Origin of the sequence: Aquimarina addita, assembly GCF_039539305.1 — a bacterium.
Taxonomy (GTDB): domain Bacteria; phylum Bacteroidota; class Bacteroidia; order Flavobacteriales; family Flavobacteriaceae; genus Aquimarina; species Aquimarina addita.
In genome coordinates this window covers 234,767-255,255 of sequence record NZ_BAABCW010000006.1, presented here as the reverse complement: position 1 = coordinate 255,255, position 20,489 = coordinate 234,767, and the positions used below count along the sequence as shown (strand labels likewise).

At 32.0% G+C, this 20,489-nt stretch carries 17 protein-coding genes, 2 tRNA genes and 1 pseudogene; 13 read left to right on the top strand and 7 right to left on the bottom strand.

What is annotated here, in order from left to right; genetic code table 11:
- Positions 1-116: 116 nt before the first annotated feature.
- The gene (locus ABD816_RS10020; protein WP_344926959.1) at positions 117-3,872 is read left to right on the top strand and encodes an nSTAND3 domain-containing NTPase; all 3,756 of its coding nucleotides are present in this window, start codon (positions 117-119) and stop codon (positions 3,870-3,872) included.
- 112 nt (positions 3,873-3,984) lie between these two features.
- On the opposite strand, the gene ABD816_RS10015 is transcribed toward ABD816_RS10020, so the two are convergent.
- Positions 3,985-4,611 (bottom strand): N-acetylmuramoyl-L-alanine amidase family protein, encoded by a 627-nt coding sequence (locus tag ABD816_RS10015; protein ID WP_344926957.1) that lies wholly within the window; start codon positions 4,609-4,611, stop codon positions 3,985-3,987.
- Positions 4,612-4,785: 174 nt separating this feature from the next.
- On the opposite strand from ABD816_RS10015, the gene ABD816_RS10010 reads away from it, so the two are divergent.
- From ABD816_RS10010 to ABD816_RS09990, 5 genes and pseudogenes are all read left to right on the top strand, one after another.
- Positions 4,786-5,073, top strand: coding sequence for a hypothetical protein (locus tag ABD816_RS10010; protein WP_344926955.1), 288 nt, complete (start codon positions 4,786-4,788; stop codon positions 5,071-5,073).
- Positions 5,074-5,104: 31 nt separating this feature from the next.
- Entirely contained in the window at positions 5,105-5,383 is a 279-nt protein-coding gene (locus ABD816_RS10005; protein ID WP_344926953.1) for a hypothetical protein, read from the top strand.
- A pseudogene (locus ABD816_RS10000) lies at positions 5,376-6,389 on the top strand (DUF3875 domain-containing protein); the annotation flags it as partial. The gene ABD816_RS10005 and the pseudogene ABD816_RS10000, both read left to right, overlap by 8 nt.
- Positions 6,390-6,473: 84 nt before the next feature.
- Positions 6,474-7,148 carry a conjugative transposon protein TraM gene (gene traM / locus ABD816_RS09995; protein ID WP_344926998.1) on the top strand — a complete coding sequence of 225 codons (675 nt, stop codon included), beginning with the start codon at positions 6,474-6,476 and terminating at the stop codon, positions 7,146-7,148.
- Positions 7,145-7,942 carry a DUF4138 domain-containing protein gene (locus ABD816_RS09990; RefSeq protein ID WP_344926951.1) on the top strand — a complete coding sequence of 266 codons (798 nt, stop codon included), beginning with the start codon at positions 7,145-7,147 and terminating at the stop codon, positions 7,940-7,942. Before traM ends, ABD816_RS09990 begins: the two co-directional genes overlap by 4 nt.
- Here the strand turns inward: ABD816_RS09990 and ABD816_RS09985 are convergent.
- Positions 7,935-9,173 (bottom strand): site-specific integrase, encoded by a 1,239-nt coding sequence (locus tag ABD816_RS09985; RefSeq protein WP_344926949.1) that lies wholly within the window; start codon positions 9,171-9,173, stop codon positions 7,935-7,937. The genes ABD816_RS09990 and ABD816_RS09985 overlap by 8 nt on opposite strands.
- A 240-nt stretch (positions 9,174-9,413) precedes the next feature.
- Positions 9,414-9,498 (bottom strand) — tRNA-Ser (locus ABD816_RS09980).
- 172 nt (positions 9,499-9,670) lie between these two features.
- Between ABD816_RS09980 and ABD816_RS09975 the strand changes: the two genes are divergently transcribed.
- Positions 9,671-10,708, top strand: a complete 1,038-nt coding sequence (locus tag ABD816_RS09975) for a M28 family metallopeptidase (protein ID WP_344926946.1) — start codon at positions 9,671-9,673, stop codon at positions 10,706-10,708.
- Positions 10,709-10,824: 116 nt separating this feature from the next.
- On the opposite strand, the gene ABD816_RS09970 is transcribed toward ABD816_RS09975, so the two are convergent.
- The 4 genes from ABD816_RS09970 to ABD816_RS09955 form a co-directional block, all read right to left on the bottom strand.
- Positions 10,825-10,900: transfer RNA gene (locus ABD816_RS09970), tRNA-His, on the bottom strand.
- Positions 10,901-10,959: 59 nt separating this feature from the next.
- Positions 10,960-11,676, bottom strand: a complete 717-nt coding sequence (gene bshB1, locus ABD816_RS09965; protein ID WP_344926945.1) for a bacillithiol biosynthesis deacetylase BshB1 — start codon at positions 11,674-11,676, stop codon at positions 10,960-10,962.
- Between the two features lies 1 nt (position 11,677).
- The gene (locus ABD816_RS09960) at positions 11,678-12,847 is read right to left on the bottom strand and encodes a trans-sulfuration enzyme family protein (RefSeq protein ID WP_344926943.1); all 1,170 of its coding nucleotides are present in this window, start codon (positions 12,845-12,847) and stop codon (positions 11,678-11,680) included.
- Positions 12,848-13,089: 242 nt separating this feature from the next.
- Complete coding sequence (locus ABD816_RS09955) at positions 13,090-15,168, bottom strand: tetratricopeptide repeat-containing hybrid sensor histidine kinase/response regulator (protein ID WP_344926941.1); 2,079 nt, start codon at positions 15,166-15,168, stop codon at positions 13,090-13,092.
- Positions 15,169-15,616: 448 nt separating this feature from the next.
- Here ABD816_RS09955 and ABD816_RS09950 point away from each other — a divergent pair, with 448 nt between their 5' ends.
- From ABD816_RS09950 to ABD816_RS09925, 6 genes are all read left to right on the top strand, one after another.
- Entirely contained in the window at positions 15,617-16,255 is a 639-nt protein-coding gene (locus tag ABD816_RS09950) for a peroxiredoxin (protein WP_344926939.1), read from the top strand.
- A gap of 88 nt (positions 16,256-16,343) precedes the next feature.
- A complete protein-coding gene (locus tag ABD816_RS09945) occupies positions 16,344-16,658 on the top strand; it encodes a thioredoxin family protein (RefSeq protein ID WP_344926938.1) in 315 nt (104 codons plus the stop codon).
- Positions 16,639-16,896, top strand: coding sequence for a DUF6952 family protein (locus ABD816_RS09940; protein ID WP_344926937.1), 258 nt, complete (start codon positions 16,639-16,641; stop codon positions 16,894-16,896). The genes ABD816_RS09945 and ABD816_RS09940 overlap by 20 nt, the downstream gene beginning before the upstream one ends.
- A gap of 165 nt (positions 16,897-17,061) precedes the next feature.
- Positions 17,062-17,562 (top strand): thiol peroxidase, encoded by a 501-nt coding sequence (gene tpx, locus ABD816_RS09935; protein ID WP_344926936.1) that lies wholly within the window; start codon positions 17,062-17,064, stop codon positions 17,560-17,562.
- A gap of 3 nt (positions 17,563-17,565) precedes the next feature.
- Positions 17,566-17,934: a diacylglycerol kinase gene (locus ABD816_RS09930; protein ID WP_344926934.1), complete on the top strand. Its 369-nt coding sequence runs from the start codon at positions 17,566-17,568 to the stop codon at positions 17,932-17,934.
- A 67-nt stretch (positions 17,935-18,001) separates the two neighbouring features.
- Complete coding sequence (locus ABD816_RS09925) at positions 18,002-20,464, top strand: FtsK/SpoIIIE family DNA translocase (RefSeq protein WP_344926932.1); 2,463 nt, start codon at positions 18,002-18,004, stop codon at positions 20,462-20,464.
- The last annotated feature ends 25 nt before the right edge of the window (positions 20,465-20,489 follow it).

Below are 20,489 nucleotides of genomic sequence, written 5' to 3'. Positions count from 1 at the left end.
ATGAAGGCTTTTATATTGAAACCCCAATGATTTTACTAAATAGTAATGAATATTATATTGAGTTAAAATATTTTGGTATGGGTTATTAGATTACACTTAAACACTTTTTAAAATATATGTCTGGAAGATTACAATTAATAGAACAAAAATTATTAGCCATAGATGGAGCTGGATTTCAAAATCTATGTGACAACTACTTGTCTTTAAGAGAGGAAGAATATTCTAGCTTAAATAGAAATGGCAGTCAATTAGGAAAGCAAAAAACTATTGTAGGCACTCCTGATACATTTTTAAGACTTACGGATAACAAACTAGCCTATGTTGAATTTACTACGCAAGCAACTGCAATAGTTTCAAAAGTAATAGATGATATAGACAAGTGTTTGGATGAGTCAAAAACGGGTGTTAATCCTAAACTGATTCATAAAGTAATTATTTGCTTTAATAGTAGACTTTCGGTTGAGGAGGAAACCAAGATTCAAAGATATGTTCAGGATAAAAGAATTTCGTTAGAACTTATAGGGATTGATACTCTTGCTTTGGACATAATGTCCAAATATTTATTATTAGCTAGGGAATATTTAGGTATTGCATTAGATACTGGACAAATCTTACCATTTGATAGATTTATAGAAGAGTATAATAATAAGGCAAATCAATTGTCAACTCCAATTGACAATATCTTCTTTCATCGCAATGATGAATTGGAACAAATTGATAATATTCTAACAAATAAAGATTTACTTATTCTTTCTGGAGCCCCAGGAGTTGGAAAAACAAAAATAGGCATCCAAGCCATTCAGGATTTCACCAGAAAAAACCCATCATTTAGCTCCTACGTAATTGCAAAAAAAGATGTAGATATCTTCGAAGATTTAAAAATTCAATTAAGACCTGACAAGAATTATATATTACTTATTGATGATGCAAACAGGCAGCTTCCTAACTTAAGACAAATTTTTGGAATCTTCAAAGAAACTAGAACAGGTAAATTAAAACTGGTTATTACAGTCAGGAACTATGCATTAATTGACATTAGAAGTTGCAGCACTGAATTTGTGTCAGAAACAATAGACTTACCAAAGTTTACTGATGAAGAAATTACTGAAATACTTAAAAGTGATTCATTTGGTATTATAAACCATAAGTATCAAAAGAAAATTGTAGAAATAGCCGATGGTAATCCAAGATTAGCAATTATGGGTGCTCGTGTGGCTTTAGAAAAGCAATCTGATTTTTTATTTGGTGACGTTTCTGATTTATTTGAGGCTTATTTTTCAAGTTTCTCAATGGATTTTAATTTATTTGAAAAACCTGAGCTACTGAAGGCTTTAGGTCTAGTCTCATTTTTCTTTACAATAGAAAGAGAAAATAAAGACGCAGTACAAAAACTACTTTCAATTTTTCAAATAGATTACTATATATTCAATGAAGCTATAGAGGAGCTGCACAAAAGGGAGTTAGTGGAAGTCCAATATAATCACGTACGTATCTCCGAACAAGTAATGGCCACTTATTTTTTTTATGTGGCTTTCATAAGAGATAATCGTTTGTCCTTTGAAAAACTCTTGTTTAACTATTTTGACGACCATAGATTTTCATTTAAAGAAGCCCTTTACCCCTCTAGCCAATCATTTGGATATGAAAATGTATTTTCAAAAATCAGCCCTTCATTTGACAAATATATTGATGCCGTTAGGAATAACGACAAAAAATTCCTTGGGTTTTTAGACTTGTTTTGGTTCAGTAAACCAGAGGAAACACTTTCATATTTCCTTTCCAAAGTAGATGCTACTCCTGAACCACAAGACCCAATTTACAATACTCATTATGAAACCAATGATTTTGTCTATAATAAAGAGCAAACTATAGATTATATATCGAGGTTTTTTAGACAACAAACAGAGTCATTCATTCCAGCTATACAACTTGGTTTTGAATATATTAGAAAAAAGCCTGAACATCTGCCTGAATTTATTCGGAGAATTAGAGAGACTCTACTTTTTGATGAACCTGATGAAAGGTATGGTTTTCAAAGACAAGCTGGTTTTATTGAGCATTTAAAAGGTAATATAGATAATAAAAAAGAACATTATGAAATTGCTTTTTTCGCAATCGCTGAGAGCTTTTTAAAGCATTCTCATCATATTAGCCATGGAGGAAGAAAGCATACAATTTCCTTTTATGATTATCCTTTGCCAACTACCGGTGAAGTAAAAAAAATACGGACTAATATATGGAAAACACTATTTTCATTACTTTCAGATTACAGAAACGAAGTCATAAACACAATAAGGAATTACAAGCCTGATTTTAGAGAGCGTAATCCTGAAATTCTTGATTTCGACTTGACTTTATTAATACCATTTATAAATGAAAATTTCTCTCCTGATTCTTTTAAGGAAACCTATGTCGTTAATGGATTGATTGCTTCTCTTAATAGAGAAAAGAAGATATCAAATATGACCTATTTAGAGTTGAAACCAATCTTTGACACCAAAGAGTATCGGGATTATAAAAAACTAGATTGGAATCGATTTAGAGATAAAGAAGAGTACGAGTTTGAGAATTGGCAAGAATATGAAGAAATAAAAAGTGAGGATTTAAAAGATAATTTCACCTGTAATTCTATGGAAGAGTTTGATACTTTTCTAAGTACTGTTGATAATTTTCAAAGCATAAAAGATAGTTCTCATTCCCAAATTGAAAATTCGCTAGAAGTAGTTCTATCAGAAAATTTTGTTCAAAATAATGAACGTGGGCTAAACTTTTTAGAGACATATTTAAACAGAAATTATGACATTAGATGTTTATATAGAACCATTTCAACTATTGTAACTAACTCTGAAAATAATGCCTTAAAGCTATGGGAAATATTAGAGAATTGGAACAACGTCGATTCTACAAATTGGAAACTTGCTTTTTTAGACCGATTACCAAGTGAATTTGTAAGTGATGATTACTATGATAGGCTTATAGAAACTATCAATTCCATTAAAGGTTTTGTCTACCTATATGTTAAACAGTACATTAAGTTTTCAACTGAGAATCGAAACGCTGCAAATGAAGTTCTAAGAATTGTTCATGCTAAAATTAAAAATGAATCACAGACCATAAGATTATCCGAGTATCCCTTTAAAGATGCCTTAGAGGTATTTGAAGATGACTATACTCTTATTAAAGAGTCCTATTTTCAGCAGTCAGGATTAGCTGCATCTACTGTTTCCTTTGATTATCAAATGAAAGGATTCGCAAACATCTACAAAAGCCATAAAGAATTCTTATTCGACTTTTTCTCACATTTTTTTTCAAGTTATAAATCACACGGTGATAATAAAAATATTAACATTTCATTTATTTGGAATTATCCTGAAAGAGAAAATGAAATAGAGAAAGTAATTACTTTCCTATTGGATAAAGATTATTACATTGGTCTTGGTGGTCATTCTGTTTCGATACTCTTTAATGATTTGGATGAAAAACAATTAAGTATCGCCTTCAACTTTCTGAAAAAAAGTATTCAAAAGAATCATAAAAACGGAACTTATATTGAAGTTATTTTTGATACCATTAGAACAAATGTGCAAGTAAAACATGATGAGTTGTTCTTACACTTTTTAAGTATAAACAATGATGTTGAGTTTTTCCGGACAATAGATTGGGTTGGCAATGCAGGAGTGCAAATGGGCGAAGTCATTTGGGGTGAACTAAATGCTAAAAGATGGGAAAAGATACTAGATATTTTAAATACTTCTAAAGACCAATTGCGCTACATACCAATTAAGAGCTTTTTAAAGAAGCGTATACAATCGGAGTACAATAGTGCTGAGTCCGAAAGGATGAGAAAGTTTATTAGACCAGATAGACGATAGTTTCATTCTATCTTACACTATTTTTAATTTCTTTCAACATGCTGATAGCTATATTTTTTAAAATTCTCATAATCTCAACAAAAAATTCTTTCATATCCCGTATTTAAATAATTTATAATCCCATTAAAACAGCCAACGCCAACGCCCTGATATTTTTAGGTTTCAAAAAATAATCTGCTTCATCAGCATAGGTAATAAACCCCATTTCAACAAGTACCGAAGGGATAAACGAAGTATTTTCCCGTAGCACTTGAAAATTAGCAAACTTCACACCTCGCTCTTTAAATCCTAATTTTTGAGTGCTTTCATTCAGTACTGATGCACCAATCGCTATAGCTTTTCGGGTATTTAAATTATCCGAATTATACACATAAACCTCTATGCCCTTAGAATAGTTTTGAGATGCATTACAATGCAAAGATACAAACACATTCGCATTCAAATGTTTAGCCAATCTAGTTCTATCTGATAAAGAAATTAAAGTGTCTTTATAACGTGTTAGATAAATATCAAACTCATCATTCAAAATCGTTTTATTCAGTCGTAAAATTTCCATAGCAACATTCAAAACCACATCTTTTTCCCGAATGTTATTTACACCAATTGCACCAGTATCTTTTCCACCATGTCCAGGGTCAATTACGACCATTTTTTTCTGACCAAAAACGAAACACATTTTCAGTAGTAAAATCACAAAACTGACGTTTTGGAGCATCTTTTTTAATTTTATTTTTCTCATCTGGCAGATTTTTTCTATCAATTTTCATAAGATTTAAACCTCTTTGTTTTCAATTGAAAACAAACAAATTCAAATAATATTATTTATATAAAATATTGATAATCAGTTATTTGAATTCAAATATAATGTATTTTTCATACTATAAAAATTAAACAAAATTTAAACCATTTCAGTATGAAAAAATCACTCTTTTTAACCGCCTTGTTACTTTTTATTTCAAACGCCTTATTTGCACAAATTGGAGGTATTGAAGATTCCGTAAATGATGTTTCTGATACCATCAGAACCATTTTTCCTATCATATTGGGAGTCATCTTTCTAATAGGTTTCCTATTTAATGCAGGTCATTTTTTTGGTGAAAATGCAGACCTCAAAAAAGGAATTACCAGAGTATTGGTATTTGTACTTATCGCCGGAGCTGTGGTTGGCATCTTTACCTACCTAATCGGTATCGTAGTCTAAGTCGCTAAGCGACATTAAGTATGAATGGATTATGAAAAAATACGAGGTCTATAAAAATATTAGAAAGCGAGCGGTGATTATGGGCTTACCTATTTCATTGTTCGCGCTAATGATGACATCCGTTATCGGCTCATTATTACTTATCATTTTTTCTTTTAGTTTTTTGGTCATTATCTGCGTATTTGTTGTCAATGCTTCTTTATATGTGTCATTAACACACCTCACTAAAAATCCTGCACTATTACATTTTAAAAAAGTGTTTCCACAAACCATCAGTAACAAAAAGGTAACTCAACTATACTATGAATAAGATTAACCTATCCGCATACCATCCTATTTTAGATATCAAAGACCATACTATTTTCGCCAACAACGGGAATGTAATATTGGGTTATAAGGTTGATTTTCCTGAAATATATTCCTTATCGGAAAATGACTTTGAAGATATGCATGGGGCATGGTTTCAAGCTTTTAAATCATTGCCAGTAAGTGCGATTATTCATAAGCAGGATATTTATCAAAAGACAGCTTATAATGCTAAGACTATTCCAAATGACAGTTTCCTGGCGAAGGCTACCAACACCTATTTTAAAGGGCGAGAATATACGGAGCATACGTCTTATTTGTTCTTTGTACTTCCTATCAATAAGGCTTTAAACGCATCCAAGTTCACAAATCCGTTTCGGAAAGTTGAAAAGGGAATCCATAAGAAACTAGACCATAATGTTACCGAGTTTATCGCTTCGGTGAACGACGCCATTTCTTTTATTAATAACAGTAGAAAGGTATCTCTAAAACCATTAAATGAAGACGCGATTATAAAACTCACTAATAACTATTTCAATGGTTTTAATGAAGGTTTTGATACAGATATTCAACTTAAAAAATCAAATATTGAAATAGGAGAAAACTATTTTGATGTATTGGCTGTAAATAATGAACTCTGTTTTGGTGATGTAGTACAGAGCAGTAAAACCAATGATAAGTTTACCTCAGATGATTTTGTGTTTCATCAAGGTTTTATTGACGGATTAGGATTAAATCTCAATGAAAACCATATCGTCAATCAAATAATCTATTTAGATGACAAACAGAAATGGCGCAAGCTACTCGATAAGAAAATTGAAGAACTTAATAAGAGTTCCAATTTCGGAACACAGAACAAAGTCATCTTAAAGAAAATTAAAGACATTGTTGCTAAAATCAATGAAGATGATAGTTCACGTATCATACGAGGGCATCTTAACATCATTTTCTGGTGTCGGGAAGCCCAACAGCTAAGTACTATTGCTTCCAAGATAAAGACCGAATCCAAATTAGAAGCTATAGACGACCTAAAAGAAGTAAGACAGACAAATGCACCTAGTATCTACGATGAGCGCTTATTGGATTCGACAGGAATGTATGACCCAGATTTATTGGATAAACAAAAAATGCGTATTGTAGATAGTATCTATAATGAAGGACGTATTAGTTATTCTGATAGAAGTTTTAGAAAGTCAGAGACTAAAGTGCAACTTAAAGCAATCCGAAAAGACTCTTTACCTCAAATTGAGGAAAAGGAAAGTAGTATTTCATCTAAAGAATTAGGGTTGGAACATCTGCTATTCTTTGCTTCGCATCCAATAGAAAATGAAAGTTCGGTTTCCCAGAATACGGACGCTTTTATTTATGTTCGGGTAGATGGTACACAAACAGTACGAACGAATTATCGTTTACAAATGCGACTTACTAAAAGCGCACTTATCAATAATATCTTAATCCCAAAAAATGCACCTATTTATGGTTTTGTCAGTTTTAAACCGAATCGAACCATAATAAATATTGAAAATATCAATCATCGACCAGTTAAGTTGAAAGCTTTTGACCTACAAGATGGCAGCGAAGGTATTTATGTAGAAAATAGTTTTAGAGCTGAAGCCAGACAAGAAGTAGTTAGTGATATTGTGGATGACATTAATATAGTGGGCGTTCCGCAAGTAAGCGGTATTAAGCAGATATTTCAACGCAATAATCGAACTGTAAAAGTTACCGTAACCGATAATTACAAACTCATTTTAAAACCAATACTATGAAAAGCTATATCATCCTTATAATAACAATTTGTTCAAACTACTTAACAGCACAAAAGTTATTAGACACTATTTATGCTAATGATAAAAAGAATGTTGCGTTGTTTTTTCCTGACCCAATTCGTCAGGGCATAACGGGTTCTAGTAATTTTGTATTCACCTATAACCGAGAAAAGGAACAATATTTTGGATTGCTACAAGCAACTCCAGGAACGGAAAGTAATTTATTGACAGTAACTAAAAATGGACAAGTCTATTCCTATATTTTGAAATTTAAAGAGCAGCTCTCTCAGCTCAATTATTTTATCAATCCTAAAGAGAGTATTGGGAACGAACTCCCAAAGAAGATAAAAGAAAAGCCTATTGCTCAGCCGCAAAGTACATACACAAATAGAATCGCTTATTTCCAAAAATTCAGTGCTTTTTTACTTAAATCAAAATATGAATCCATTGCAACTAAACGGAAAAAGGGTGTCAAATTGCAATTGCAGAAAATGGTTTATAATGCTTCTGAGGTTTACTTAGTAATTGAAATCAAGAATAAATCTGAAATCACTTTTGAAATTGATTATCTGAAGGTTTATATAACTAATGGTAACAAAAAGCGTAAAGCATCTTATCAAAAATTAGAGCAGAAAGTCATTAATCGACATAAAATGCCTAGCCAAATTAAATCAGGAAAGAAAAAGCGATTTGTTTATGTGCTTCCAAAGTTTGTTCTTGGGGATAATGAGAGGGTGAGGATTGAATTGAAGGAATTAAATGGGAGTAGAAAGGTTGTTCTTAAAACTAAATAACTTCATCTAGGTTTTTACTTATTGAAAGCTTATTTCTCAGAGCTTTCATATCATCACTAACTTTCCTATCCAAGATTTTAGCATAATGCTGTGTAGTTCTTAAAGATTTATGTCCAAGCATTTTACTAACAGATTCAATAGGCACGCCATTCGTAAGTGTAACCGTAGTAGCAAAAGTGTGGCGTGCTAAATGAAAAGTTAAGTTCTTATTGATTTCACATAAATCTGCAATCTCTTTTAAATATGCATTCATCTTTTGATTACTCAATACAGGTAATAATCTATTCTCTTTTAATAAATTAGGCTGACTTGCGTATTTTTCAATTATAGCTTCCGCTGTAGGTAATATTGGGATGTTACTTCTTGTGTCTGTTTTAGTTCTTTTAATTTTAATCCATTTATCACCATCAATACCAATCACTATATCATCATTGGATAATTTTTTGACATCAGCATAAGCCAAACCGGTAAAGCAACAAAAGATAAAAATATCTTTTACCTGGTCTAAGCGTTCAATATGCAATTCCTTTTCTACCATTTTTTGAATTTCTTCTTTAGTCAGAAATTCTCTATCAACAATTTTTAATTTTGCTTTCCAATGAAGAAAAGGGTCCTTGTCAATCCAATCATTAGCATGGGCGATACGAACAATTTTTTTAAAATTAGTTATATACTTAATAGTTGTATTATGGCTACAATTTCTTACGGTTTTCAAATAATATTCAAATCCATTAATAAATCTATTATCAACTTCTTTAATTAAAATATCCTTAGCTCTATACTCTTTGAGTATATATTCAGCAACATGTTTTTTTGCTGTTTTATATCGTTCTGCTGTTCCTGCAGCAAAACCCTTTCCAATTAATTTGTTCACTTTCTTATTATGCTCTTCAAAAATTTCTAGGAGCATTTTCTTATTTGAGTCTTTACCTAAATATAAATCTCTAAGCAAGATTGCGGTAATAGGTTTGTCATCAGATACTCGTTGTTGTTCTATAGAATATAATTTATTCTTAATGGTGTTTATGTATCTATTAATTTCTAAAGATTCATCAGAAGTACCACGAGCCAAATTCATATCAGAATTCCATTTATCTACCAGAACCTTTCGCCTAATACTTAATTCAGCTCGTTGGCCATCCATAGTAATTCTTAAGTAAATGTTTGCCCTTCCAGATTTGTCGGCTTTACACTTTTTAATATAAAAAAGTAATGAAAATGAATTGTTCATGGTATTTCTTGTAAATTTCTCTTTCAAATTACAAAAAATAAAATAAAAAACAATTAACGTAAAGCCTTTATTTATAGGCTTTTTGAGTTCATTCGGGGTCAGTTGAAGAGGAGTAAAAGTGACCCCGAATTAGCCCCTTTTTCTTTGGTAGTTTTTACTATTATTTGACAATTGATAAAATTAAAAAAGCCCGTAAACATAATGTTTACGGGCTTTTAGTAGAATTTAGTAAATTCTAAGCGGAGAATGAGGGATTCGAACCCCCGGAGGTGTGACCCTCAACAGTTTTCAAGACTGCCGCATTCGACCACTCTGCCAATTCTCCAGTGTTAGTCTCATCAGATATTCTCTGAATGCGGGTGCAAATATAGGAACCTTTTTTAATTATAGAAAAGTTTTTTTTGATTAATTTTAAGTTAATTTCTTTAAGATAATATTTACAAAATCATATCCCTCTAAATCTGTATATTGCAAACTGTTTTAAAAAAAAACATTTTATGAAAAATATTTTAGTAATACTTGGTGTTTCTATATTTAGTGCTTGCGGGGGATCTCATACTTCTACCGAAATAGATAAGAATTCTAAAGATGTAAGTATCGAAAGTGCTGTCAAATATGCAGAAAGTATTACAACTAAAGAACTAAAAGAAAACCTTTATATTATTGCAGGAGATGAATATGAAGGTAGAGATACTGGAGAGCCTGGTCAGAAAAAAGCAGCAGAATTCTTAAAAACACAGTACAAAAAAATGGGAGTGCCTTCTCCCATAGCTGAGGATGATTATTTTCAAGAAATACCCGAAACTTATTTTAGTGGAGGAATTAAGGCTTCAGAAAATGTATTAGCCTACATCAAAGGTTCTGAAAAGCCTAATGAGATTATAGTTTTATCAGCACATTATGATCATGTGGGATTAGATGGGGAAGGTAATGTTTATAACGGAGCTGATGATGATGGTTCTGGGACGGTTAGCTTGTTAGAAATAGCAGAAGCCTTTAAGATGGCAAAAAAGAATGGGCAAGGACCCAAACGATCTATTTTGTTTCTCCATGTTACTGGAGAAGAAAAAGGGCTATATGGTTCTAGGTTTTATACAGAAAACCCGGTTTTTTCTTTAGATGAAACGGTTGCAAATCTTAATATAGATATGATCGGTAGGATTGATAAAGCTCACGAAGGTGATGACAAAAGTAATTATATATACTTAATAGGAAGCGATAGATTAAGTACAGAATTACATGCATTAAGTGAAGAAGTAAACACTAAATTCACGAAATTGGATCTAGATTATACATTTAATGCTAAGGATGATCCTAATCGTTTTTATTTTAGAAGTGATCATTATAATTTTGCAAAGCACAATATTCCTATTATATTTTATTTTAATGGAGTACATGAAGATTATCATAAGATTTCTGATACTGCCGATAAAATAGAATATGAGCTAATGACCAAGCGAGTGCAACTAATCTTTTATACAGCCTGGGAGCTTGCTAATAGAGAAAATAGGATTGTCGTAGACGGTACTAATTAGAGATTGTAAAATTTGTTATATAAAAAAGTGCTTTACTAATCTGGTAAAGCACTTTTCTTATCTATAAGCAAAAATTAAAAAAGACGTTGATGAACAACGTCTTTAAAATTTAAAAAGGGTGGAAGACGGGATTCGAACCCGCGACCCCTGGTACCACAAACCAGTGCTCTAACCAACTGAGCTACAACCACCATTTAATTTCGGGTGCAAAAATAAGGTATTTTTTATGTTCCTGCAAAATAAAAATAACATTAAATTAAATCAAAAATGGAATCGACTGCTGCATAGCGCTCTACAGTATATCCCTCGGCATGGTCAACACCAATTACCCTTCCTAAATCTGCTGCCCGATACTCAATACTATCTTTAAAATTTTTACTTGATATCGGTGTGGCCGGATCTTTACTATCAGTGTCATAGAATTGAGAGGTATATGCCATTACACTTTGCATTTTTATATCCATATAGCCAGTGATATCGACAACAAAATCAGGAATAATAGATTGCCATTGGATATAATGATATACTTTTTTAGGCCTCCAGGGATCTTGTAATTGATCTTCTATACGTGTTTCTATTCTCCGTAAACCAGACAAAAAGCATGCATCACTTGTAAGTTGGCTTCCTTTTCCATGATCTATATGGCGATCTTTAATTGCATTACAAAGAACAATTTCTGGTTGATATTTTCTTATAATTTTTATAATAGCTAATTGATGCGCTTCATCATTAGTAAAAAATCCGTCCCGGAATCCTAAATTTTCACGAACAGAAACACCTAAGATTTTAGCAGCGGCGTCTGCTTCCTGATCTCTTATTTCGGGAGTGCCTCTGGTGCCTAACTCACCTCGGGTAAGATCGAGAATCCCTACTTTTTTTCCATTATTAATTTCTTTAGCAATCGTTCCTGAACAGCTTAACTCTACATCGTCAGGATGTGCTCCAATGGCAAGAATATCTAATTTCATACTAGTGTTCTAATGCTAAGATTTTAATTTTTTGTAAAGCTTGTTCAATATCATTCTTTAAATCTTCTTTTTCTTCAATACCCAGGCTGAATCTTAATAACCCATCTTTGATTCCCTGTGCTTCTCTTTCTTCTTCAGATAATAATGCATGTGAAGTCAGTGTAGGAGAGAGGATGGTGCTTTCTACACCTGCCAGACTCATCGAACTTTTAATTAATTGTAATGCTTTTTGAAATTTACTGGCATCTAACCCTTCTTTTAATTCAAACGAAAGCATACCACCATATCCTTTCATTTGTTTTTTAGCAATATGATGATCTGGATGGGAAGTAAGTCCGGGATAGTATACTTTGGAAACATCATCATGTTTCTCTAACCATTTGGCAATGTTTTTTGCATTCTTATTTTGTTGTTTAACGCGTAGCCCTAACGTTTTTATACTACGCTCTAGCATCCAAACTGTAAAATCACTTAAACTGCCACCTAAATTTTTTGCCAAATGAAATATAGTTTCTATATTTTTTTCTGAAGCGATAACAGCACCAGCAAGAATATCACTATGTCCACCTAAATATTTTGTTGCAGAATGAAGCACAATATCGATTCCCATAGATATTGGGTTTTGATTTACCGGAGAAGCAAACGTATTATCGATCATTGTAATAACTCCTTTTCGCTTTGCGAGATCTGCAATAGCTTTAATATCTACAATACTCAATAGTGGGTTAGATGGTGTCTCTATATAAATAACCTTGGTATTGGGTTCAATTGCTTTTTCAAACTCTTCTATGTTATTAGATTGTACGTATGAGTGTGTAATACCGTATTTATTAAATTCTTCATTTATTAAGTTAGCTGTTCCACCATATAGAGCACGTTGTAAAACGACATGATCTCCCTGACCAAGGAAAGCAAGTAATGTAGTGCTTATAGCAGCCATACCACTTCCAAAAATAAGTGAACTTTCTCCTTTCTCTAATGCAGCTATTTTTTTACACAGCGCTTCCTGATTAGGAGTATTAAAATATCTGGGATATCTTTTGGTATCTACACCTTCAAACGCATAAGAAGTAGACAGGTATATAGGAGAAACTGCTCCTTTAAACTGTGTGTCTTTTACTTCACCTATATGTGTGCAGATTGTATTAAAGCCTTTTTTTGTTGAGTTCATGTATGTACTTTGTTCATTTTAATTTACTACTATCATGCTGCCTGAAAGGGAAGCAGAATCATCTGAGTTGTATTAGTCTCGTAATATTTGGACAGGATAATAAAACAAATGTCCGAAAATTTAAAAATATATACAATATCAGTATACACCTATTGTAAAGATTAACAAGTATTTTGTTGAATTACTATTTTACTAGAGATACTATAACAATGATATCATAAGATAAGTCAGGATGAAGCATTTTATACTCGTTGTACCTTTGAAATGTTTTTCATGATCGTTTGAAAAAACTGTTGCGTATCATAGGGTTTTATAATAACGTCATTCATGCCTACAGATAGTGCCTGATCCCTAACTTCTCCTTCTTCTACAGCAGTCAGTGCTATAATGGGAATATGTGTATTAAAAGTTCTAATTACTGTAGTTGCGTCCAGTCCATTCATTTCTGGCATGTTAATGTCCATCAAAACAAGATCATACTCTTCATTTTTGAGCATTTCTATAGAATCCATACCATTATTGGCTAAGTCACAAGTATATCCTTTTTTCTTTAAAATATTCTTGGTGACTATTTGATTGATCCTATTGTCATCTACAATCAGAATATTAAAATTGGAGGTTCCGATACTAATACTATCTCCTAATGTAGAAGAATTATCCGTTACTTTTATAGCTTTGTCATAAGAGAGATCAAAGGTAAATTCTGATCCAACTCCTTCTTCACTTGATATAATAATTTCGCTATTATGTAAATGAACTAATTTTTTTACGATAGCTAATCCCAAACCAGTACCTTCATATTCTTGATTTTGATTTTTTACTTGAGCAAAATTGTCAAAAATCGTTTCCTGCTTACTTTTAGGAATTCCTATACCATCATCCTTTATGATAAAACGTAAGCTGTAATGATTGTTTTCATATTCAAGACAAGTTACAGTCACCCAAATGTTTCCATTTTTAGTGAATTTTAAAGCATTTCCGATAAGGTTTATCAATATCTGAGATAAGCGCACTGAGTCTCCCAGTAGTGTAGTTTTTATCTTAGAATCAATATTAATATGTACCTTATTGTTATTATGTTTTTGTTTTGAATGAAGAGAATTGACAATACCCTCGATCAAAGATTTAATATCAAACGAAACTTTCTCCAATTTGACCTCATTTGTTTCTATCTTACTTAATTGCAAAACATCATTGATGAGCGCAAGTAAATAATCTCCTGAAAATTTTAAAGAATCAAGATATTCGTTTTTCTTTTTCTCTTCTGGATTTTCCATTAATAAAGAGGTTAAGCCAATAACACCATAAAGTGGAGTTCTTAGTTCATGACTTACTGTAGATATAAATTGGGATTTTAATGTGGATACTTGTTCAGCTGTTTCTTTAGCATTTATTAATTCCTTATTATTCTCTATAAGCGTATTGTTTAATTTTCTCTTTTGAATATTATTTTTATATGCGCTAATTAAAAATGCCATTGATATCAATATCACTACAATACCTAAAAGAATACTGATTTGCCATTTTATTTCTTCAGAATCTCTTTGTTTCTGTTTAACTTTAGATTGCTCGACTTGATCTTTTAATTCTCCGACATTAAATTTTATATTGGCACGTTGTAATTCTATACCTTTTAATATGTCGTTATATTTATCAGAAAACGTAATATGTTGTTCCAGATAATTATGGGATTTTTCAAAATCTTTTTGTTCCTTAAAGAGATTAGACCTACTGCGATAAGCGTGAACCAGCTCGTTATAAAAATTTGACAGTAATTTATTGTTTTCTCCTTGCTTAGGAGTTTTTATTTTGTCAATTTGTTGTAAGGCGATATTGATTCCTTTTTCAAAATACTCATCAGATCTCTCATATCTTCTTACACTTAGAAAGTATTTTCCCAAAAGAATATTTAATTTAGATTTCTCCAGATTTGTAGAGTTCTGACCTATTAAAACTCTTGCGGGAGATAAATATTCTGTATACGCAGTTGCATAGTCATCTTGTGAAATATAATACCCTGCAAGATTGAGCAGAGGTTGAATCATTTTTGTAGTATCCTTTATTGTTTTAGCAAGTTCATATGATTCAATATACAATTTAATTCCATTAGATAACGTGGAGTCACTTTTAATGAGTAATTGACCCAAACTATTGCGAAGCTCAGCTTCTAAGGACTTGCTTTTGGAATACTTAGCATTAACTAATGCGTTTTTATAATTACTGATTGCTTTTTTATCATTCTGATCAAGTTCGTATATTTTTCCAATTATATTTAGTAACCGTGCTTGATTCTTATCATTATTATTGAATCTAGCAGTCAATAATGCTCCTTTTGCTACTTCTAATGATTTTTCATATTCATATTGTTCTAAAAGCTTCTCTGCTTTATCAATAGAAGAATTGACATCATCGGTTTCAATCGAAGATTGAGAATGAGAATAAAAACTTTGGGTAAAACAAAGTAAGAGTATGATAATATGGGTAATAGATTTTTTCAGGCGTAAAGTATATTAAGTTAATTGATATTGCGAAAATACAAAAATAGATTTAACATGATGCGTATCATCCTGTAAAAAGTGCAATTTACCCGTAATTTATGTAGGGTTTAGCTTTTTTTTGTAGGAATTTTAGAATTGTTGAAGGAATATTGGGTCGATTAGAAAAAACTATTATCATATAAAAAATTAAAATACAGCTGTGACTTTAGTCCTCATTAGTAATGTATATTTGCCCCGTAAAATAATTAACAGTAAAATAAATACATAAAAAATGAGTATTGTAGGTAAAAAATTTCCAAGTCTTGACGTAGACGCAATGAATGATATGGGTGATACTTTTAAGCTTAATATCTTAGATGAAGCAAAGAATAATAATAAAAAAGTGTTGCTTTTTTGGTACCCAAAAGATTTCACATTTGTTTGTCCAACAGAATTACATGCGTTTCAGGAAGCATTAAGTGAGTTTGAAAAAAGAAATACAATTGTAATTGGTGCTTCTTGTGATACACCAGAAGTTCATTTTGCTTGGTTAAATACCTCAAAAGATAATGGAGGTATAGAAGGAGTAACGTATCCAATACTAGCTGATTCTAATCGTAATCTTTCTAGCACATTAGGTATTCTGGATATTACTAACGAAAAATATAATGAAGAAACAGGTGTAGTTACAGTAGATGGTGATAATGTTACTTATAGAGCTACATATCTTATTGATGAAGAAGGAACTGTTTTTCACGAAGGAGTAAATCACATGCCTGTTGGTAGAAATGTTGCTGAATTCTTGAGATTGATTGATGCATATGCTCACGTTCAAAAAAATGGAGAAGTATGTCCAGCTAACTGGGAAGAAGGTAAAGATGCGATGTCAGCTAATAGAGATGGTGTAGCTTCATATATGGCTTCTCACTAAAAGTGAAATAAATAAGGAAGCTTAGTAAAAAGTTTCCTTATTTATTTTTTACCATTGTAAACATAATAGTAATTTTAATAATATATATATGATTCAAGATGTAACTACAGATAACTTAGGAGAAATTGTGAATGCTAATGATACTGTAATTGTTCAATATTCTGCAACCTGGTGTGGAAACTGTAGGATTATGAAGCCTAAATTTAAAAAATTAGCGACTGAAAATGGTGAAGCTACTTTTGTTATAGTAGATGCTGAAAAAAATCCTGAATCAAGGAAAATGGCTACTGTAGATAACCTTCCAACATTTGCAACCTTCAAAAAAGGTGATTTTGTAAATCAAGTGCAGACAAATAAATTTGAAGTTTTAAAAGAATTAGTAAATGAAGTTACCAATAATTAAGCATCTCACTACATTTATAGAGGAGAATGATGAAGATTTTCTTGTAGAAACTATTGAAACTCTGGAAGGACTTACTGAAGTTTCTTCTTTAAAAGATGAAGAATTAGATGTAATAGGAGAATTGATTTCTAATATGTACGGTGCAATAGAAGTACATAAGATGGTAAAAGACGGTGCAACAAAAAAAGATGCCTTAAATGGTTTTATGAAACGGGTGATGGGATCTATTGATTCTTAGAACGTATAACAGAATTATTTTAATACATAGTTTTCATCTTTATAGTACTGGTAGTAAAAATTTAAACCTTCCTTTTTTGGGAAGGTTTTTTATTTTCTCATAACTATGCATATAATACCATATAATCTTATTAATTTTATAGCTCTAAAAAACAACATTTATATTATGGCTACGATCACATTAAAAGGAAATGAAATACATACATCAGGGAACTTACCAAAGATAGGTGACAAAGCACCTGATTTTGAATTAGTAAAAACGGATTTATCATCATCAAAATTATCTGATTATAAAGGGTCAAACGTTGTGTTAAACATCTTTCCTTCTATTGATACTGGTATATGTGCAGCATCAGTTAGAGAATTTAATAAGAAGGCAAGCGGATTAGATAATACAAAAGTTTTATGTATCTCCAGAGATTTACCATTTGCATTAGATCGATTCTGTGGAGCAGAAGGATTAGAAAATGTAATTAATCATTCTGATTTTAGAGATGGAAAATTTGGAAAAGATTATGGATTAGAGATTACAGACGGACCATTGCAGGGATTACATTCCAGAGCCGTTATTGTTGTAGATGATTCAGGAACTGTTGTACATGCAGAACAGGTGCCAGAGATAGCACAGGAACCTAATTATGAAGCTGCAATAGCATCCCTTTCATAAGTAATGAGCAATCTCTCTAAATTTATTGTTGGCAGATTAAGGGGGTGTGGATATGCTACAAAAGGAGCAATTCTACTTCTAAGAACTGAACCCAGTATACAGGTTCAAGCCATTATCGGAATTATAATGATCATTCTGGGTTTTTGTTTTGAAATCACAAACACAGAATGGATGTTACAAATATTTGCAATGGGGCTGGTGATGAGTTTAGAAGGATTAAATACGGGTATTGAAGCAATCGCTGATTTTGTACATCCTGATTTTCATCATAAAATTGGATTTATTAAAGATGTAGCCGCGGGAGCGGTCTTTATTGCTGCTATTACTGCTGTTATTATCGGTTGTTTCATTTATATTCCTTACCTCATTTAGAAATTTTTTTCAGCATTTTTACGTTCCATTAGGGATATTCGTACTTTTGTGATAATAGAACCAAAGAATGGCTAAAAAACAAGCAACAACAAAAAAGAAAGTTACTAAAAAACCAAAAACTTCTTTAAAAGAAAGATTTACTTTATCCAGACAACAAAAAGTTGTTTTGGGTAGTTTTCTGTTTTTTTTAGGAATTGCTTTGTTTTTTGCATTTATCTCTTTTTTCTTCAATTGGAAAATAGATCAAAGCGAGATTTCATTGTTTCCTAAGCGAACAGCTTCAGCAAAAAATTGGCTGAGTGTCTCTGGAGCTGCAGTAAGTGATTTTTTTATTTTTAAAGGTTTTGGTATTTCAGCCTTAATCTTACCCGTACTTATTTCAATTACTGGAATATATTTATTTTTTGATTTAAGCCGAAAAAAACTAGCAGGATTTTGGTTTTGGGGTGTATTAGTTATGATCTGGATTTCGGTTGTTTTTGGTTTTATAACGAAGGAAAACGGATTGTTTGCAGGAGTTGTTGGATACGAGATTAATGATTTTCTGCAGGATTATATTGGCTTTATAGGAACAGTTTTAGTATTAGCATTTCTCGCGATAGTGTATATCGTTATTCGTTTAAAATATACTCCAGAGAAAATTTCAGATTCTTTTAAAAAGACACGAAAAGAAATTAATAAGGATTTTAAAACTACACAAAGTGTAAATGGATCCAAAAAATCACAATCAACGACACCCAAAGAGGAAATAGTGGTAGGACAAACCGCGGATCTTCCTGTTACAAAGGTATCTTCAAAAACTAAGATGCAAGATGTTACTACTGATGTGTCCAAAAATGATTCAAAGGGTACAGTAAATCAACATTATGGTAACCCCAAAATTCAATCAGATGAAATCCCGGAGAAGTTAATTATCAAATCTGATTCTAATCCAGATGATATTGCGATGGAAGTGGAGACGGTGGTTGAAGAGGAAGAAGAGGTTAAGAATCTTAGTGATAAATTGGTCAAGGATTTTGGAGAATTTGATCCAACGTTAGAGTTAGGGAATTATAAATTTCCTTCAATCGATTTATTAAAGGATTATTCTGTTCAGAATGGAGGAATAACCATTGATCAGGGTGAATTAGAGGAAAATAAAAATCGAATTGTAGAGACCTTAAAAAATTATAAGATTGAGATCGCTCAAATAAAAGCAACTGTTGGGCCTACTGTCACCTTATATGAAATTGTACCTGAAGCTGGAATTCGTATTTCTAAAATTAAAAACTTAGAGGATGATATCGCATTATCACTTGCTGCCCTGGGTATTCGTATTATTGCTCCAATACCTGGTAAAGGTACAATTGGTATAGAAGTTCCTAATAAGAAATCCACGATCGTTTCCATGCGATCAGCAATTGCCTCATCCAAGTTTCAGAACGCAGAAATGGAATTGCCAATTTCATTGGGTAAAACCATTTCTAATGAAACGTTTGTGGCAGATTTAGCAAAGATGCCTCACTTATTAATGGCGGGAGCAACAGGACAAGGTAAATCGGTAGGATTAAATGCAATCTTAACTTCTTTATTATACAAGAAACATCCCGCTGAGGTAAAATTTGTATTAGTGGACCCTAAAAAGGTAGAACTCACACTTTTTAATAAAATAGAGCGTCATTATTTAGCGAAGTTGCCAGATACAGATGAAGCTATTATTACTGATAATAGTAAGGTAATCAATACCCTTAATTCTCTTTGTATCGAAATGGATAGTCGGTATGATATGCTTAAGCTGGCCATGGTACGTAATATAAAAGAATACAATGCTAAGTTTAAAGCCAGAAAACTAAATCCAGAAAATGGACATAAATTTTTACCTTATATTGTATTAGTAGTAGATGAGTTTGCAGATCTTATTATGACCGCTGGTAAGGAAGTTGAAACACCAATCGCCAGATTAGCTCAATTGGCAAGGGCTATTGGGATACATCTCATTATAGCAACGCAAAGACCTTCTGTGAATGTGATCACAGGTATGATTAAAGCTAATTTCCCTGCTAGGATAGCGTTTAGAGTGACTTCTAAAATTGATTCGAGAACTATCTTAGATACAGGTGGTGCAGATCAGCTTATTGGGCGTGGAGATATGTTATATACCCAGGGTAATGATCTGATCAGAATACAATGTGCATTTGTGGATACTCCCGAAGTAGAAAGAATTACTGATTATATAGGAAGTCAAAAAGCATATCCAGATGCACACTTACTTCCTGAATATTCTGGAGAAGAAAGTGGCACAAGTCTTGATATAAATAAAAGTGACAGAGATAAATTATTTAATGATGCAGCAGAAGTTATTGTCACGGCACAGCAAGGTTCTGCGTCTTTATTGCAGAGGAAACTGAAACTGGGATATAACAGAGCAGGAAGATTGATCGATCAATTAGAAGCTGCTGGTATCGTTGGTCCATTTGAAGGTAGTAAAGCCAGACAGGTATTAGTGACAGACTTGATAGCTTTAAAACAATTATTGGATGCAGAATTGTAAGTATGATTACTTCATATTAAAATAC

Bases quoted from the DNA above. Each gene is read 5' to 3' on its own strand.
- bshB1 (WP_344926945.1), bottom strand. From the start codon at position 11,676: ATGAAATTAGATATTCTTGCCATTGGAGCACATCCTGACGATGTAGAG.
- ABD816_RS09945 (WP_344926938.1), top strand. From the start codon at position 16,344: ATGATTCAAGATGTAACTACAGATAACTTAGGAGAAATTGTGAATGCT.
- ABD816_RS09960 (WP_344926943.1), bottom strand. From the start codon at position 12,847: ATGAACTCAACAAAAAAAGGCTTTAATACAATCTGCACACATATAGGT.
- ABD816_RS09990 (WP_344926951.1), top strand. From the start codon at position 7,145: ATGAAAAGCTATATCATCCTTATAATAACAATTTGTTCAAACTACTTA.
- tpx (WP_344926936.1), top strand. From the start codon at position 17,062: ATGGCTACGATCACATTAAAAGGAAATGAAATACATACATCAGGGAAC.
- ABD816_RS10015 (WP_344926957.1), bottom strand. From the start codon at position 4,611: ATGAGAAAAATAAAATTAAAAAAGATGCTCCAAAACGTCAGTTTTGTG.
- traM (WP_344926998.1), top strand. From the start codon at position 6,474: ATGTATGACCCAGATTTATTGGATAAACAAAAAATGCGTATTGTAGAT.
- ABD816_RS10005 (WP_344926953.1), top strand. From the start codon at position 5,105: ATGAAAAAATACGAGGTCTATAAAAATATTAGAAAGCGAGCGGTGATT.
- ABD816_RS09950 (WP_344926939.1), top strand. From the start codon at position 15,617: ATGAGTATTGTAGGTAAAAAATTTCCAAGTCTTGACGTAGACGCAATG.
- ABD816_RS09940 (WP_344926937.1), top strand. From the start codon at position 16,639: ATGAAGTTACCAATAATTAAGCATCTCACTACATTTATAGAGGAGAAT.
- ABD816_RS09975 (WP_344926946.1), top strand. From the start codon at position 9,671: ATGAAAAATATTTTAGTAATACTTGGTGTTTCTATATTTAGTGCTTGC.
- ABD816_RS10020 (WP_344926959.1), top strand. From the start codon at position 117: ATGTCTGGAAGATTACAATTAATAGAACAAAAATTATTAGCCATAGAT.
- ABD816_RS09925 (WP_344926932.1), top strand. From the start codon at position 18,002: ATGGCTAAAAAACAAGCAACAACAAAAAAGAAAGTTACTAAAAAACCA.
- ABD816_RS09930 (WP_344926934.1), top strand. From the start codon at position 17,566: ATGAGCAATCTCTCTAAATTTATTGTTGGCAGATTAAGGGGGTGTGGA.
- ABD816_RS09985 (WP_344926949.1), bottom strand. From the start codon at position 9,173: ATGAACAATTCATTTTCATTACTTTTTTATATTAAAAAGTGTAAAGCC.
- ABD816_RS10010 (WP_344926955.1), top strand. From the start codon at position 4,786: ATGAAAAAATCACTCTTTTTAACCGCCTTGTTACTTTTTATTTCAAAC.